Origin of the sequence: Agrobacterium bohemicum (assembly GCF_002896715.1) — a bacterium.
In the GTDB taxonomy this organism is placed as follows: Bacteria; Pseudomonadota; Alphaproteobacteria; order Rhizobiales; family Rhizobiaceae; genus Agrobacterium; species Agrobacterium bohemicum.
The window spans coordinates 279,857-295,819 of sequence record NZ_PGEL01000023.1; the positions used below are offsets into that span (position 1 = coordinate 279,857).

A 15,963-nucleotide genomic window follows, 5' to 3' on the forward strand; every position below is an offset into this window, starting at 1 on the left:
CCATCACACGCCTGCCTTTCTGATCCATTGGTCAATTCCGACAGCGGCGATGATCAGCCAGCCAGTCAGCATGACTTTCCACTGGGGATCTGCACCCAGCATGTTGAGACCCATGGAAACGACGCCAACGAGCATGGCCCCAAACAGTGTACCAAGAATGGAACCACGCCCGCCAAACAGCGAGATGCCGCCAATCACAGTCGCAGTAATAGCCTGAAGATTATAGTCGGTCACCGCAGCGGACGGTGAGATGGAGCCGTTACGACCGATGGCGACCCAGGCCGCAAAGGCTGCGATAACGCCGGCGACCGTGTAGACACTCAAGAGAACCTTGCGCGTCTGAATGCCGGACAGCTTCGCCGCCTCGGGATCATCACCCACCGCATAGACGTGACGACCCCATGCCGTATGATTAAGGACGTACCAAAGGACGCCGACCAGCACGACCATGGCAATCACGCCAAGCGTGAAGATTGCGGTTCCGACACGAAAGTTCGTGGCAAAGAGGTGAAGCAGCGGCGCGTTCTGGGCTACATCCGTGTCGCGTATGGTCTCGTTCGCAGAATAGATGAAATTCGTCGCCATGACGATATTCCATGATCCCAGCGTGACAATGAAGGGTGGCAATTTGACCACGGCGACAAGAAAGCCGTTAAAGAAGCCGCACAATCCGCCAACCACAAAGCCTGCGAGGATCGCAACGCCTGTCGGCAAGCCGTAGGTGACGGCAAAATTGCCCATGACCACGGATGAAATGACCATCACGACACCAATCGAAAGGTCGATACCGGCGGTCAAAATGATCAACGTCTGCGCTGAACCGAGAATGCCGACAACCGCGATCTGTTGAAGAATAAGGGTCAAAGTATAGGATGAAAAGAAGCGCCCGCCGATCGTGAGACCGAAGATGGCGACCGACAATATCAACACGATCAGCGGCACCGCCGCAGGGGTCGAGTGCAGGAAGTGCTGCGCGCGCTTGAAGGGTGAAATCTTTTGCTGGTCGAATGAAGCGACATTCTTGTCGCTTGAATCCAGCACTTTCTCGAATTCCTGTATTCCGCTCATGTTTCCTCCTGCCGCCCGCCAGCACAGCCCTTCAAGGCGCCCGTTATTGAGCCGGGTAATCTGACAGCGAAATCTTCTTGGCGAAACTGGCCGGGACTTGATCCCGACCAGCCCACATTAATCGATAGAGGCTATCAACCCCAGCACTTGGCAAGGCCTTCCTTGACGCTGATGGCTGGAACGCCGGAAACCGGCTTGTCGGTGACAAGCGAAACGCCTGTGTCGAAGAATGACTTGCCTTCGGTTGGCTTTGGCTTTTCACCTGTGTCGGCGAACTTCTTGATCGCTTCCACGCCAAGCGCTGCCATCATCAGAGGATATTGCTGAGATGTCGCGCCGATCACGCCGTCTTGGACCGATTTAACGCCGGGGCAACCGCCGTCAACGGAAACGATGAGCACGTTCGTTTCCATGCCGACTGCCTTAAGGGCCTGATAAGCGCCAACCGCGGCAGGTTCGTTGATGGTGTGAATGACGTTGATGCCTGGATCCTTCTGGAGAAGGNTTTCCATAGCCTTACGGCCGCCTTCTTCATTGCCGTTGGTCACGTCATGGCCAACGATGCGGGGATCGACTTCGTCGCCGATCTTGTTCGGGTCTTTCGGGTCAATGCCGAAGCCGATCATAAAGCCCTGGTCGCGCAGAACGTCGACGCTTGGCTGGTCAGGGGTAAGGTCGAGGAAGCCAACTTTAGCGTCCTTTGCCTTGTCGCCCATGGTTCCCTTTGCCCACTCACCGATCAGTTTGCCTGCGAGCAGGTTGTCTGTTGCGAAGGTCGCATCGGCAGACGCAATGGGGTCGAGCGGGGTGTCGAGCGCGATGACGAGAATGCCAGCGTCGCGTGCTTTCTTGATAGTCGGCACGATACCCTTGGTGTCGGATGCAGTGATCAGGATACCCTTTGCGCCATCGGCAATGCAGGACTCGATCGCGGCAACTTGGCTCTCGGAGTCGCCATCGACCTTACCGGCATAGGATTTCAACGTAACGCCGAGTTCTTTTGCCTTGGCTGTCGCGCCTTCCTTCATTTTTACGAAGAAGGGGTTCGTGTCGGTTTTGGTGATGAGGCAGGCCGAAACATCGGCAGCGGATGCNAAAGATGCNAAAGAAACGCCAAGCGCGAGCGCGCCGAGAAAGGCGGAAACGGTGCTTTTCATGTAGTCCTCCCAGTGATGAGTGCTTCTCGTTGAAGCGACTTATGCGGCCCTTCTCCTCCTAGATCGGGTGCCACTGGCGCAGATGGAAACATCAAAACAACAGCGTGTCAATAAATAAATCCAATTGAATTATTAATTCCATGTGGCATGTTATAATTTTAGTAACCGTTGAAAAGTGTGTTTGGAGGAACTGCTTTTCGCTTAAACGGTGGTTGCGCAGTACAGAGGCTGACGACGTCAATGTCGTCACTGAGGAGGNAAATTATGACACGCTCAGCGGAAGCCACACGGCACACGCCAGCGAACGCACCAGATTTGAGTGGGGGAGCCAATCAAGTCCGTGTGCGCGCCTACAATGAGCGCCTTGTTCTCTCCCTTGTGCGGCGACACAGCGGGCTTTCGAAAGCGGAAATTGCCCGCAGGAGCGGCCTTTCAGCGCAAACGGTGTCTGTCATCATGCGCTCACTTGAGAGCGACGGGCTTCTTGTTCGCGGTGAGCGTTTGCGTGGCAAGGTCGGTCAACCGTCCACCCCCATGCGGCTGAATCCCGATGCGGTTTTCTCATTCGGCGTCAAGATCGGTCGACGTAGCGTCGATCTCGTTTTGATGGATTTCGTCGGCCGGATCAGACTGAAGCTCCGCAACACCTACCCTTACCCCATGCCGGAATGGATATTGCCTTTCGTCATCAATGGCATGGCGGAGCTTGAGGCACGGCTGTCAGAGGATGAACGAGAGAGGATTGCTGGCATCGGCATCGCCGCGCCCTTCGAGATGTGGAGCTGGGCGCAGGAGGTCGGTGCGCCACAAAAAGAAATGGACCGCTGGCGTGGCGTGGATTTGAGGGCGGAAATCGCCGATCAGGTCAGTTACCCTGTTTTCCTTCAAAACGATGCGACCAGCGCTTGCGGTGCAGAACTGGTTTTCGGGTCCGGCCAGAATTATCCTGANTTTCTCTACGTTTTCATAGGATCGTTTATCGGCGGAGGCGTGGTGCTGAACTCCGCCCTGNTTTCCGGGCGAACCGGTGCAGCGGGTGCTATCGGCCCGCTACCCGTTCAGGGGCGGGATGGCTCCACTGTCCCATTACTCAAGATCGCGTCGATCTTCGTGCTGGAAGACATGTTGCGTGAACATCACGTAGACCCGAAGCCCCTGTGGTTTTCCCCTGACGATTGGATCGACTTCGGAGAGCCACTGGAGCGATGGATACAAAACACCGCCGCGGCCCTCGCCCAGGCAGTACTCGCCGCGGCATCGATCATCGATTTCGCTTCCGTCATCATTGATGGCGGCTTTCCCAGCTGGGTACGCGCACGGATCGTTGCGGCAACCAAAAAGGCGCTGGATTTGCACGACCTACAAGGCGTCGTCGTGCCGGAAATACGAGAGGGTGCTGTTGGCAGCCAGGCACGTGCAATCGGTGGCGCAAGCCTGCCGTTGTTTTCACGTTATCTTCTGGACCAGAACGTTCTGTTCAAAGAAACGACCGCATAAACGAATAACGCTTGTATAGCTGATTTGATATCTGGAAGGGATGGCGGACAGGGTGGGATTCGAACCCACGGTACGCTTTCACGCACACACGCGTTCCAGGCGTGCGCCTTAAACCACTCGGCCACCTGTCCGTCTAAACATCTGCATTTTGTGAAAACTGCAAATCACTGGAACGGCGCGATATATACCGATGAATTCGCTGGGATCAACCCGAATCTGACAGTTTTTTTATTTGTGCAACAATTGCTTGGTACCGATGTGGATTGCAAAGGCGGTTTAGCCACATTATCCAGTGAGTTCTGGGCCAAAGCCCAGCGTGCCAATCGGCTCGCAGTTTTGCAATAATCATCGGAGCAGCCATCCATGAAAACGGTTTTCCGGTTCATCAGTTTCTTATTTCTGGCTGCGGCAGTTGGCGTCGGCGTTCTGGATTCGATCCGCTCCGTCTCGACGTCGTCCGTCGACTTGATGAGCACGCAAGACGCGTGGGTCAAANTTTTTCCTGCTTCGGTCACCATGGTAGAAGGCGGGGTCGCGCACTATATTCATCCCGAAGCGTGGCGTTGGGTCGAAAATGGCCTGTCGATGGTTCCAGCTTTTGCAGTTCTTCTTACCCTGTCACTGCTGNTTTGGATGGCTGGGTACAAGAAGCAAAGAGCCATTGGCCGCTTTGCCGCTTAATGCGGCCATCGTCACGCATATTCATGCTGAAACCAGAGGGCGGCCCCGTTCGGGCGCGCAAGGAGACTGCAATGTTCGGATTTGACACGATGTCTNAAAAAACCGTCATGCCCACACCGGAGACCGCTTATCCCGGCCGTGATGAGCCTCTGCCGATCCCGGAACATCATTTCGTCAACGGCAATCCGTTGAAAGGCCCCTACCCCGATAATCTGGAGACGATCTATCTTGGAATGGGATGCTTCTGGGGGGCGGAGCGTCTGTTCTGGAAAACACCGGGCGTGTGGGTCACGGCTGTCGGTTATGCCGGGGGTATCACGCGAAATCCTACCTATCAGGAAACGACCACGGGGCTGACAGGTCACACGGAAATGGTGAAGGTCGTATTCGATCCGGCGAAGGTGTCGTTGGCCGCATTGCTCAAGACATTCTTCGAGGAGCATGACCCGACACAGGGCATGCGCCAGGGCAATGATGTCGGTACCACCTATAGATCCGCCATCTATACCACCAGCGAGTCGCAGCTGGCTGAGGTCAAGGCGGCCCGAGACCTATTCCAGCAGGCATTGAAGGATGCCGGCCACGGGCAAGCGATCACTACGGAAATCGGGCCACTGGATATTTTTTATCATGCAGAAGACTATCACCAGCAATATCTGGCNAAAAATCCCGGCGGATATTGCGGGCTACGCGGAACCGGTGTGAGCTGCAATATCAGCTAGGCCTGCGCACCGATCAGCGGTGAGGCGACTGGGTTCGCGGGTTTCCCCGCAGGGCTTTCTCGCCTCACCCGTGCTGCCTATCGTTATCGCAACGCCGCATCCCNTTTTTTAAGCCTATTGCTCTAGAAAGCAGCAGTTAAGGGTTTTTCCACCGGGTNAAAAAAACCGGATGAATTTTTCTTGCAGCCGTGCAAGGATATGCCCACGCACAGTCTAGAAAAGGCTGGCAGTTCCGCAGACATGCCCGTAACCGGGTTTGCGGGAGGACCCTTTAAAAAACCAAACTGTAACAACAGGGCTGCACAATGAAAAAATCCCTTCTGACGCTTTTCGCGCTGGCCGCGATGTCGGCTTCCGCTTTGGCTGCGGATATCAAGCCTGCGCTGGTCTATGGCACGGGCGGTAAATTCGATAAGTCGTTCAACGAAGCCGCCGCGACAGGCGCAGAAAAATTCAAGGCGGAGACCGGCACCGAATACCGCGATTTCGAGCCGACCAGCGATACACAGGGTGAGCAGGCGATCCGAAACTTCGCGAGCCGTGGCTTCAATCCAGTCGTTGCTGTGTCNTTTGCCTGGACATCCGCTATGGNAAAGGTGGCTGCCGAGTTTCCCGACACCAAGTTCGTGATTATCGACTCCGTCGTCGAGCTGCCGAATGTGCGCTCCGTTGTTTACAAAGAAGAGGAAGGCTCTTACCTCGTCGGCCTTCTAGCCGGTATGGCGTCCAAGACCGGCAAAGTTGGCTTCATCGGCGGCATGGATATTCCGCTAATCCGCAAGTTCGCTTGCGGTTATGCGCAAGGTGCCAAGGNCGCCAACGACAAGATCGAAGTTTTCCAGAACATGACCGGTACAACGGGTGCCGCCTGGAACGACCCGGTTCGTGGCGGTGAGCTGACAAAGAACCAACTCGACCAGGGTGCTGACGTCGTTTACGCAGCGGCAGGTGCCACCGGTCTCGGCGTTCTCCAGACGGTGGCCGATAACAAAAAGTACTCGATTGGCGTCGATTCCAACCAGAACCACCTGCACCCCGGTTCGGNTTTGACATCGATGGTCAAACGCGTCGATCTTGCTGTCTATAACGCGTTCAAGGACACCAAGGACGACAAGTTCACCGCTGGCGTCACGTCTCTCGGCGTCAAGGAAGACGGCGTTGCTTACGCGCTTGATGACAACAACAAGGCTCTGATTACCCCTGAAATGACTGCTGCCGTTGAAAAGGCGAAGGCGGACATCATTGCCGGTACTGTCAAGGTTCACGACTACATGTCGGACAAGTCTTGCCCAAAGTGATGTGATTTGTAGAAGACGGGCGCATCGCGGATTTCGCGTTGCGCCCNTTTCATATCCAGCCTCCGGAGACATTTGGGTTGACGATGGAACCTGCAATCGAGCTTGTCGGTATCGATAAAAAATTCGGCACCGTGCATGCCAATAAAAATATCAATCTCACCGTTGCCAAGGGAACGATCCATGGCATCATCGGTGNAAACNGGGCCGGNAAATCGACACTGATGTCGATTCTTTATGGANTTTATTCTGCCGATTCAGGAGAAATCCGCATTGACGGCAAACCCGTCAATATCAGAGACAGCCAGGCGGCGATCGATGCAGGCATCGGCATGGTTCACCAGCACTTCATGCTGGTCGAAAATTTCTCGGTGCTTGAAAATATCATGCTGGGTGCCGAAGGCGGCGCTTTGCTTGCAAAAGGCACAGCTGCGACCCGCAAGGAATTGAAGCGTCTCGAAGACGAATACGGCCTTGAGGTCAATCCTGACGCGATCATCGAGGATTTGCCGGTTGGATTGCAGCAACGTGTGGAAATCCTCAAGGCGATGTATCGTGGTGCCGAAATCCTTATTCTGGATGAACCGACAGGGGTTTTGACACCCGCCGAAGCCGATCATCTTTTCAAGATTTTGAGCGTGCTGCGCGATCAGGGCAAAACAGTTATTCTCATCACCCACAAACTGCGCGAAATCATGGCCATCACCGATGACGTCTCCGTCATGCGTCGCGGCGAAATGGTTGCGACCCGCAAGACGTCCGAGACCACGGTCGAAGAACTCGCTGAACTCATGGTTGGTCGCCGTGTCCTGCTGCGCGTTGAAAAAGGAGAAGCCAATCCTGGCGACGTTCTGTTCTCCGTGCGCAATCTGACTGTCAAGGATAGCCGTGGTGTGACCATGGTGGATGACGTATCTTTCGATGTGCGCGCTGGCGAAATCGTCGGCATTGCCGGTGTGGCTGGCAACGGCCAGTCGGAACTGCTGGAGGCCATCGCTGGTATTCGCAAACCGTATTCCGGTGAAATTCTGATGGGCGGCAAGACGGTCGACAAGGTCGATCCCGCAGTGCTGCGCAAGCTGGGCTTGGCCCATATTCCGGAAGATCGTCATCACATGGGGCTGGTGTTGAAGTTCGAGGAGTATGAAAACTCCATCCTCGGCTATCACCGCGACGAGCGTTACGGCAAGGGACCGTTCCTCAATCCAGAAGCCATTCGTAAGGATGCTATCGNAAAGATCGAGAAATACGATATCCGCCCGCCAAATGCGAATTTGNAAACTGCCAATTTCTCAGGTGGCAACCAGCAGAAGATCGTCGTTGCGCGCGAGATTGAGCGTGATCCAAACATGCTGATCATCGGCCAGCCAACACGTGGCGTCGATATCGGTGCCATCGAGTTTATCCATCGCCGCATCATCGAAATGCGTGATGCCGGCAAGGCAATTCTGCTGGTGTCCGTGGAGCTTGATGAGATACGGTCGTTGTCGGATCGTATTCTGGTGATGTTCGCGGGCCGGGTCGTTGGAGAGAAAACGGCGGAAGCCGAAGAACAGACGCTGGGCCTGATGATGGCCGGCATCGCCGCATAAGGCAAAGGCTTTAAAGCTCATGAGTACAGCTTCCGTCCCTCTTCCCAACTGGATGTCCTACGGCCTTCTGCCGTTTTTGAATATTCTCACCGCATTCGTCATTTCCGGTCTCGTCGTGTGGGGCATCGGCGAAGATCCCTTTGCCGCCCTGCAGCTTTTGATCGAAGGTGCGCTGGGCCGGGGTGATGCCATTGGTTTCACACTATTCTACACAACGAGCTTCATCTTCACCGGCCTGTCGGTGGCCGTCGCTTTTCATGCTGGGCTCTTCAACATCGGCTCCGAAGGTCAGGCTTACATTGGCGGTTTAGGCGCAGCACTTGTGGCACTTGCACTGGACCGCTACGTGCCCTGGTACGTAACCATGCCGTTTGCCGTCATCGGTGCCGCGGTGTTCGGCGCCGCCTGGGCCTTCATTCCGGGCTGGCTTCAAGCGAAACGCGGCAGCCATGTCGTCATCACCACCATCATGTTCAACTTCATAGCCGCGGCTCTGATGGTATACCTACTGGTGAATGTGCTGATCGTACCAGGTAAGATGGCCCCTGAAACCCGTACTTTTCTGCCAGGTGGACAATTGCCGAAACTGGACTGGCTGATGGCAATGTTCGGTCTGAAACTTGGACCTGCCCCCTTCAACGTGTCATTCATCATTGCGCTGGTTGCGGCTTTTCTGGTCTGGGTGCTCATCTGGCGCACCAAACTGGGTTATGAGATGCGTACGCTCGGCATCAGNCCCTCCGCTGCGGTCTATGCTGGCATTCCCTATTCACGCACTGTCATCATCGCCATGCTGATCTCCGGTGGTCTGGCGGGCATGATGGCGCTGAACCCGGTCATGGGTGCGTCCGCTCGGCTGCAAGTGGAGTTCGTGGGGGGTGCCGGTTTCGTCGGCATTGCCGTGTCGCTGATGGGGCGCAGCCACCCGCTTGGCATCGTATTTGCGGCATTGCTTTTCGGTATACTCTACCAGGGTGGCGCAGATCTTTCCTTTGAAATGCCTAATATCACCCGCGAGATGATCGTCGTCATTCAGGGCCTCGTCATCCTCTTTGCGGGCGCGCTTGAATTTATGTATCGCCCCGCGCTCGTGCACATCTATCAGCAATTCGTGAAGAGGTAACGGCCCATGGAAACCTTCGATATGCTGATCAGCATTCTCGGTTCGACCGTTCGTCTGACAATCCCGCNTTTTTTTACGGCACTGGCCGGACTGTTTTCCGAACGCGCAGGCGTGTTCGATATCGGCCTTGAGGGCAAGATGCTGGCTGCGGCTTTCGCGTCTGCTTGCGTTGCCTATCTTACGGGAAATCCATGGGCTGGACTTGCCGCAGGCATTGGCACCGCGATCTTTTTCTCGCTGGTACATGGCTTTGCTGTCATTACCAATCGCGGCAACCAGATCGTCTCCGGCGTGGCGCTGAACTTCGTTGCCGCCGGTCTGACGGTGGTTCTGGGACAGGCATGGTTCGGGCAAGGCGGTCGTACACCGCAAATCCCCGGCGAAGGCCGCTTCTCTCCCATCATACTGCCGGGCGTGGATATGATGCGCGAAGTGCCTTTTATCGGGCCGCTTTACGCCAACGTCATTTCCGGCAACAATATCCTGACTTACCTCGCCTTTCTCGCCGTGCCTATTTCCTGGTGGGTTCTCTACCGCACGCGCTTTGGTCTTCGTCTTCGTGCCGTCGGTGAAAACCCCGGCGCTGTGGATACGGCAGGCATTTCCGTGGCATGGATGCGCTTCCGCGCCGTCATTGTTGCCGGTTTTCTCTGCGGCTTTGCAGGAGCCTATCTCGCGGTCGCGCAATCGGCAGCCTTCATTGCCAACATGTCTGCCGGTAAGGGTTATATTGCGTTGGCCGCGCTGATCTTCGCCAAGTGGAAGCCCGTTCCAGTCATGTTTGCGTGCCTGCTGTTCGGCTTTCTGGACGCGATAGCGAACTTCATGCAGGGCAAAACAATACCCGGCATTGGCGAAGTTCCTGTTCAAATCTTCCAGGCGCTGCCTTATATCCTCACCTGTATTCTGCTGGCCGGGTTCATTGGCGTTGCAAAACCGCCGAAGGCCGGTGGCGTCGCCTATTCAAAGGAGCGTTAGTCCATGTCTCACGAGCTTTTCGAAGCAGCCCGCGATGCTATGAGCTTTGCGCACGCGCCTTACTCCAAGTTTCCGGTCGGTGCAGCCATCCGCGCCGAAGACGGCAGGATTTACAAAGGCACCAACATCGAGAACCTTTCCTTTCCACAAGGCTGGTGTGCGGAACCATCCGCCATCAGCGCCATGATCATGGGTGGCGCCAAGAAAATCGCAGAGATCGCAGTCATCGCCGAAAAGCTGGCTCTTTGCCCACCCTGCGGTGGCTGCCGCCAGAAAATCGCAGAATTCGCCTCTGCCGATACTAAAATCTATCTTTGTGATGAGGCTGGCGTTCAAAAGGTCATGACCATGGAAGAGCTTTTGCCCTTCAGTTTCAAGACCGAGCTTGCTTGATGGATCATGCGATGATCGACGTTCTCGTTGACAGGCTGAACGGGCTTGTGCCACGAACCGCCATTATCCTCGGCTCCGGGCTCGGCTCTCTGGTGGACGAGGTCTCAGACGCTATCCGTGTCCCCTATTCGGATATTCCTGGCTTTCCGGAGAGTGCCGTTTCCGGTCATGCGGGCGAACTTGTGGCGGGATATCTCGGCGGACAGCCCGTCCTCATGCTTGCAGGCCGTGTCCACTATTATGAAAAAGGCGATGCGGCGGCCATGCGGTCAGCCATTGAAGCTCTCGCAGGCATCGGCGTACAATCGCTCATTCTGACGAATTCGGCAGGCTCCGTCAGACAAGACATGCCACCGGGGTCGGTCATGCAGGTTACCGACCATATCAATTATTCCGGCATGAACCCGCTGATCGGTGAAGAAACCGATCGGCGCTTCGTGGGTATGACCAGTGCCTATGACGCGGAACTTTCGATTGCCATGCGCAATGCTGCCATTCGCGCCACTGTTCCTTTATTCACCGGCGTTTATATGTGGTTTTCTGGTCCAAGTTTCGAAACGCCTGCGGAAATCCGTATGGCCCGAACGCTCGGTGCAGACGCGGTCGGCATGTCAACCGTGCCAGAAGCCATTCTCGCACGATTTTTCGGGATGCGCGTTGCGGCCGCTTCGGTTATTACCAATTACGGTGCCGGAATGACTGGCGAAGAATTAAGTCATGACGAAACGAAAGACATGGCGCCGATTGGCGGCAAGAGACTGGCCGCGATTTTAACGGAAATGATTTCTGGAGGAAATTGAGCATGGAACTTCAGCGCCCGCGTGAAGCTGCCGCTCTCGCCTTGTCCCTATTGGACCTCACAAATTTGAAGGAAGACTGCACGCCGGAGCAGATTGCTGCTTTGTGCCAGAGGGCCCACACGCAATATGGCACCACCGCTGCCATCTGCATCTGGCCGCGATTTGTCGCTCAGGCACGCGCGGCCTTCGGCAACAATCACACCATTCGCATTGCAACTGTCGTAAATTTCCCGGCTGGCGATTCTGACGTGGCAACGGTCGTTGAAGAAACGCGGCGCGCGATCGCTGATGGCGCCGACGAAATCGATCTCGTCATTCCCTACNAAAAATTCATCGCAGGCGATGAAGCTGCGGTCTCAACGATGGTAGCTGCAGTACGCAAGACTTGCACAACGCCTGTTTTACTCAAGGTCATTCTCGAAACGGGCGAATTAAAAGACAAGTCGTTGATCAGGCGGGCGTCCGAAATCGCCATAGCCGAGGGTGCTGATTTCATCAAAACCTCTACCGGCAAGGTGAACATCAATGCCACGTTGGAATCGGCAGACATCATGTTGCAGTCCATCAGAGACAGCAAAAAGAAGGTGGGTTTCAAGCCTGCTGGTGGTATCGGGACGGTTGCGGATGCTACGTTGTATCTGCGCCTTGCTGAGACGATCATGCAGCCCAATTNGGCGATGCCGTCGACATTCCGTTTCGGTGCCTCCGGAATTCTGGACGATATCTTGAATGTTCTCGCAGGGGACGAGCCGGCAAAAGCGTCCAGCGGATATTGAACGCATGATCCCACAGGAAATCATCCGCCGCAAACGCGATGGCGCGATACTGACGGCGGGCGAAATTGGAGACTTTATCGCAGCTCTTTCCACCGGTGCAATTTCCGAGGGACAGGCAGCAGCTTTCTCCATGGCGGTTTTCTTTCGTGGGATGACCCGTGACGAAACGATCGCTCTAACCCTCGCCATGCGTGATAGTGGCGATATTCTTTCATGGGCAGGAATCGGCAAGCCGATCGCGGATAAGCACTCCACAGGGGGTGTTGGCGATAATGTCTCGCTCATGCTTGCACCCATCGTCGCAGCCTGCGGATTGGCCGTGCCGATGATTTCGGGCCGGGGGCTTGGCCACACCGGCGGTACGCTCGATAAGCTGGAAGCGATTCCCGGCTACAACGTTATGCCCGACGAAACGTTGTTTCGCCGCGCAGTCGCTGAGGTCGGCTGCGCCATTATCGGCCAGACGGGCGATCTCGCTCCCGCCGACAAGCGTCTCTATGCCATTCGCGATGTAACGGCGACCGTCGATTCAGTCCCATTGATCACAGCCTCCATCCTGTCGAAGAAGCTAGCTGCGGGACTTGAGACATTGGTTCTGGATGTCAAATTCGGCAATGGCGCATTTATGCAGAGCACCGAGGACGCCGAGATGCTGGCCCGTTCATTGGTGGATGTGGCCAATGGTGCGGGCGTGCAAACATCGGCTCTGCTGACAGATATGAATCAACCATTGGCAGATGCAGCCGGAAACGCACTGGAAATCATTCATTGCCTTGATTTTCTCGATGGCAAAAAGGGTGGTACACGCATCGAAACACTGGTTCTCGCCTTCGCAGCCGACATGCTGGTTCAGTCTGATGTCGTTTCAAATCTGGTTGATGCCGAAAGAAAAGTTCGGCATGCGCTGGCAAGCGGGGCGGCAATAGAGCACTTCGGCCGTATGGTCGCCATTCTTGGTGGGCCGAAGGATTTCGTCGAAAAGCCTGGCCAGTATATTCAACGCGCGCCTCACATCTTGCCTGTTCCAGCTCCAGTCACAGGGTGGCTTTCATCCTGTCAAACCCGAGACATCGGCATGGCCATTGTCGAGCTCGGCGGTGGAAGACGTCTTCCGAAGGATGTAATCGATCATAGGGTCGGTATTTCTGACATTCTGCCCTTGGGAGAGCGTGTGGNAAAAGGCCAGCCAATGGCCATCGTCCATGCCGCGACAGAACAGGACGCCGAGCGCGCGATCGTTACCGTTTTAAATGCATTCTCAATGTCGCCTGTCCCAGTCACAGTACCCCCCATCATACAAGGGCGTGTTGGCTAAGCGCTTTAGCTATAGCGAGATTGCACTTTGAAAGCCAAGGGCTTAGGTTCGCCCTCAAACGGGAAACGGACCGGCATTATGGTACTTTCAGGCAAACACATCCTCCTTATCATTTCCGGCGGCATCGCGGCCTACAAGAGTCTCGATCTTATCAGGCGCCTGAGAGAGCGTGGCGCGAAGGTCACCCCGGTGATGACGGAGAGCGCAAAGGAATTTATCACTCCACTCGCCGTCGGCGCTCTGTCCGCCACCCATGTCTTCACAGATTTGTTTTCACGGCAGGATGAGCAGGATGTCGGTCATATCAGATTGGCGCGAGATTGTGATCTGGTGATCGTCGCGCCCGCGACCGCCGATCTGATGGCNAAAATGGCAAACGGATTGGCAAACGATCTGGCTTCGACAGTCCTGCTTGCGACGGACCGCCCGGTACTGGTTGCCCCTGCGATGAACCCCNAAATGTGGGCCGCAAAAGCGACAAAACGCAATACTGAAACGCTAAAAGCCGATGGTGTCCACTTCACCGGGCCCATGGCGGGTGAGATGGCTGAAAAGGGGGAGGCTGGCCTTGGCCGCATGGGAGAGCCGCTGCAGATCGTTGAGGCCGCCGAAAGAGTGCTGGATGACAGACCCAAACCGCTAGCGGGGNAAAAAGCCATCGTTACCTCCGGCCCCACTTATGAGCCGATCGACCCAGTGCGCTACATTGCCAACCGCTCTTCAGGCAAGCAAGGCCATGCTATCGCGGTAGCATTAGCCGAGCTCGGTGCAAATGTAACACTCATATCCGGCCCGGTGGCGATAGATGATCCTCAACAAGTTGCGACCATCCATGTTGAGCGCGCCGAAGAAATGCTTGACGCCGTCTTGTCACATTTGCCTGCCGACATTGCTGTGATGGTCGCAGCAGTTGCCGATTGGCGTACGACAACATCTGTGGATCAGAAGATTNAAAAACAGTCCATGAACCAACCCATGGCTCTGCAATTGACGGAAAATCCCGATATTCTCAAAATCGTCGGTCATCACGCAAACAGGCCGAATATCGTCATCGGCTTCGCGGCAGAAACACAGGATATTGNAAAAAATGGACGCTTAAAGCTGGAAAGAAAGGGTGCAGATATCATCGTAGCCAACGACGTGTCCACCGCCAGTGGCGTAATGGGCGGTGACAGGAACAGAGTGAAGATTATTTCCAGAACCGGAACAGACATCTGGCCAGATCTCGACAAACATGAAGTGGCAAGAAACCTTGCAGCATTGATCGCGGNAAAAATCTCATGAGCCTGTTCGACCGTCAAAATTTCGATTTGATCTTGGAAAAATGGCCGGGCGTCAGTTTTGTCGACCAATGGGATTCTCATGTTGCCAAAGTCGGAGGGAAGGTATTCGCAGTTCTAGGAGAGCGAGAGAACTGGCGTCTCGTCGTTAAATGCTCTGAAGAAAGCTTCGAAATTCTCACCCAAATGCATGGAGTAAGTCAGGCACCCTATTTTGCGAAGCGCAAATGGATTTCCATTTCCGATGATGCTCCGCTAGAGCCAATGGAGGTAGAACACTATGTCCGCCGGTCTTATGAGTTGGTAGCGTGTGGATTGACCNAAAAAGTGCGAACGGAACTCGGTATCAGGTTGAGCTGAGATCAGGCATAATTATCAGCGCCGTAGCATTTCAATACCATCACCATCAGATCGGCTGCTGCGATATAGACGTTGCAAAATTTCGCGCCGAACAGGGCAGCGGCATACGCTTGTCGCTACAAACTCTCCTTCAAACACTGGACGAATAAACCGAAACGCTCGTGTGATCGCCCGGCCCGGTGACTGTTCTCTCGGCTGCTTTTCGCAGGAGAGCTCTAAGCTTGAAAAACTCTATTCTCAATGGGATTGAAATCCGGGTTGTAGCACGGAAGGAATATCATCCTCGCGCTGACCGCTTCGATCAATTGCTTGCTCTCGATTGTTTGCTGCTGGACAGATTATCGAGGATGATGACGTCACCCGGCTTCAATGTCGGAGCCAGAACCTGAGCGACATACGACTTGAACAATTCACCGTTGATCGATGCGTCGATAACAAGTGGCGCGACCATTCCCGTATTGCGTCGGCCGGCAACCACTGTCGTCGTCTTGCGACAACCGTGAGAAAAACCCATCCGCAACTGCTCGCTTTGCGGTATAGNCCATGAGTACGGGCCATATTTATAGTGGCCCAGGTTTCGCCGATGCACACACGAGCCGCCCCGGGTCGGGATTGGGTTACTTCTTGAACCAACGTTGTCGCCTTTCCAGAACGTTCTGGATGACTTTGATCAATCGCATGGCCAGTCTTTTTTGCTCGTGTGTTGGTGCAGGATAAGAAAGTGATGATCGTGACGTTTGCATTTGGCAAGAGGGGTCCGGATTTTCTCAGCGAGCGGACCTTTTCTGGAAGACCTCATATGCCGCACTGATCAATCCGGTAGTCATGAACACAGAAAGCCACGTGATTGGGCTTTATTTGGCTTTTGGGAATTTTTGGTTGCGGGGGCAGGATTTGAACCTGCGGCCTTCAGGTTATGAGCCTGA

Annotated in this window: 14 protein-coding genes, 1 tRNA gene and 1 pseudogene; 12 read left to right on the plus strand and 4 right to left on the minus strand. The window is 55.0% G+C overall.

Annotated elements, in window-relative coordinates; genetic code table 11:
• Window positions 1–3: 3 nt before the first annotated feature.
• The gene (locus CUC55_RS10435) at window positions 4–1,068 is read right to left on the minus strand and encodes an ABC transporter permease (protein ID WP_067649763.1); all 1,065 of its coding nucleotides are present in this window, start codon (window positions 1,066–1,068) and stop codon (window positions 4–6) included.
• Window positions 1,069–1,202: 134 nt separating this feature from the next.
• Window positions 1,203–2,225: a sugar ABC transporter substrate-binding protein gene (locus CUC55_RS10440; protein WP_103087767.1), complete on the minus strand. Its 1,023-nt coding sequence runs from the start codon at window positions 2,223–2,225 to the stop codon at window positions 1,203–1,205.
• A 264-nt stretch (window positions 2,226–2,489) separates the two neighbouring features.
• On the opposite strand from CUC55_RS10440, the gene CUC55_RS10445 reads away from it, so the two are divergent.
• Entirely contained in the window at window positions 2,490–3,722 is a 1,233-nt protein-coding gene (locus CUC55_RS10445; protein WP_103087768.1) for an ROK family transcriptional regulator, read from the plus strand.
• Window positions 3,723–3,763: 41 nt separating this feature from the next.
• Here CUC55_RS10445 and CUC55_RS10450 read toward each other — a convergent pair.
• Window positions 3,764–3,853: transfer RNA gene (locus tag CUC55_RS10450), tRNA-Ser, on the minus strand.
• Window positions 3,854–4,474: 621 nt separating this feature from the next.
• On the opposite strand from CUC55_RS10450, the gene msrA reads away from it, so the two are divergent.
• From msrA to CUC55_RS10510, 11 genes are all read left to right on the plus strand, one after another.
• A complete protein-coding gene (msrA, locus tag CUC55_RS10460; protein WP_103087808.1) occupies window positions 4,475–5,125 on the plus strand; it encodes a peptide-methionine (S)-S-oxide reductase MsrA in 651 nt (216 codons plus the stop codon).
• 305 nt (window positions 5,126–5,430) lie between these two features.
• Window positions 5,431–6,423: a BMP family lipoprotein gene (locus CUC55_RS10465; RefSeq protein WP_103087770.1), complete on the plus strand. Its 993-nt coding sequence runs from the start codon at window positions 5,431–5,433 to the stop codon at window positions 6,421–6,423.
• 77 nt (window positions 6,424–6,500) lie between these two features.
• The gene (locus tag CUC55_RS10470) at window positions 6,501–8,012 is read left to right on the plus strand and encodes an ABC transporter ATP-binding protein (RefSeq protein ID WP_425352808.1); all 1,512 of its coding nucleotides are present in this window, start codon (window positions 6,501–6,503) and stop codon (window positions 8,010–8,012) included.
• Window positions 8,013–8,031: 19 nt separating this feature from the next.
• Window positions 8,032–9,135, plus strand: coding sequence for an ABC transporter permease (locus tag CUC55_RS10475; protein WP_103087772.1), 1,104 nt, complete (start codon window positions 8,032–8,034; stop codon window positions 9,133–9,135).
• A gap of 6 nt (window positions 9,136–9,141) precedes the next feature.
• On the plus strand, window positions 9,142–10,113 hold the full coding sequence (locus tag CUC55_RS10480) for an ABC transporter permease (RefSeq protein ID WP_103087773.1): 972 nt from the start codon (window positions 9,142–9,144) through the stop codon (window positions 10,111–10,113).
• A 3-nt stretch (window positions 10,114–10,116) separates the two neighbouring features.
• On the plus strand, window positions 10,117–10,506 hold the full coding sequence (locus tag CUC55_RS10485) for a cytidine deaminase (protein WP_067649786.1): 390 nt from the start codon (window positions 10,117–10,119) through the stop codon (window positions 10,504–10,506).
• An 11-nt stretch (window positions 10,507–10,517) separates the two neighbouring features.
• A complete protein-coding gene (locus tag CUC55_RS10490) occupies window positions 10,518–11,306 on the plus strand; it encodes a purine-nucleoside phosphorylase (protein WP_425352211.1) in 789 nt (262 codons plus the stop codon).
• Window positions 11,307–11,308: 2 nt separating this feature from the next.
• On the plus strand, window positions 11,309–12,082 hold the full coding sequence (gene deoC, locus CUC55_RS10495) for a deoxyribose-phosphate aldolase (protein ID WP_103087774.1): 774 nt from the start codon (window positions 11,309–11,311) through the stop codon (window positions 12,080–12,082).
• A 4-nt stretch (window positions 12,083–12,086) separates the two neighbouring features.
• The gene (gene deoA / locus CUC55_RS10500; protein ID WP_103087775.1) at window positions 12,087–13,397 is read left to right on the plus strand and encodes a thymidine phosphorylase; all 1,311 of its coding nucleotides are present in this window, start codon (window positions 12,087–12,089) and stop codon (window positions 13,395–13,397) included.
• 78 nt (window positions 13,398–13,475) lie between these two features.
• A complete protein-coding gene (coaBC, locus tag CUC55_RS10505) occupies window positions 13,476–14,681 on the plus strand; it encodes a bifunctional phosphopantothenoylcysteine decarboxylase/phosphopantothenate--cysteine ligase CoaBC (RefSeq protein ID WP_103087776.1) in 1,206 nt (401 codons plus the stop codon).
• Entirely contained in the window at window positions 14,678–15,037 is a 360-nt protein-coding gene (locus CUC55_RS10510; protein WP_103087777.1) for an MmcQ/YjbR family DNA-binding protein, read from the plus strand. Before coaBC ends, CUC55_RS10510 begins: the two co-directional genes overlap by 4 nt.
• A 166-nt stretch (window positions 15,038–15,203) precedes the next feature.
• On the opposite strand, the pseudogene CUC55_RS23210 reads toward CUC55_RS10510, so the two are convergent.
• Window positions 15,204–15,764: pseudogene (locus tag CUC55_RS23210) on the minus strand (transposase); the annotation flags it as partial.
• Window positions 15,765–15,963 lie beyond the last annotated feature (199 nt).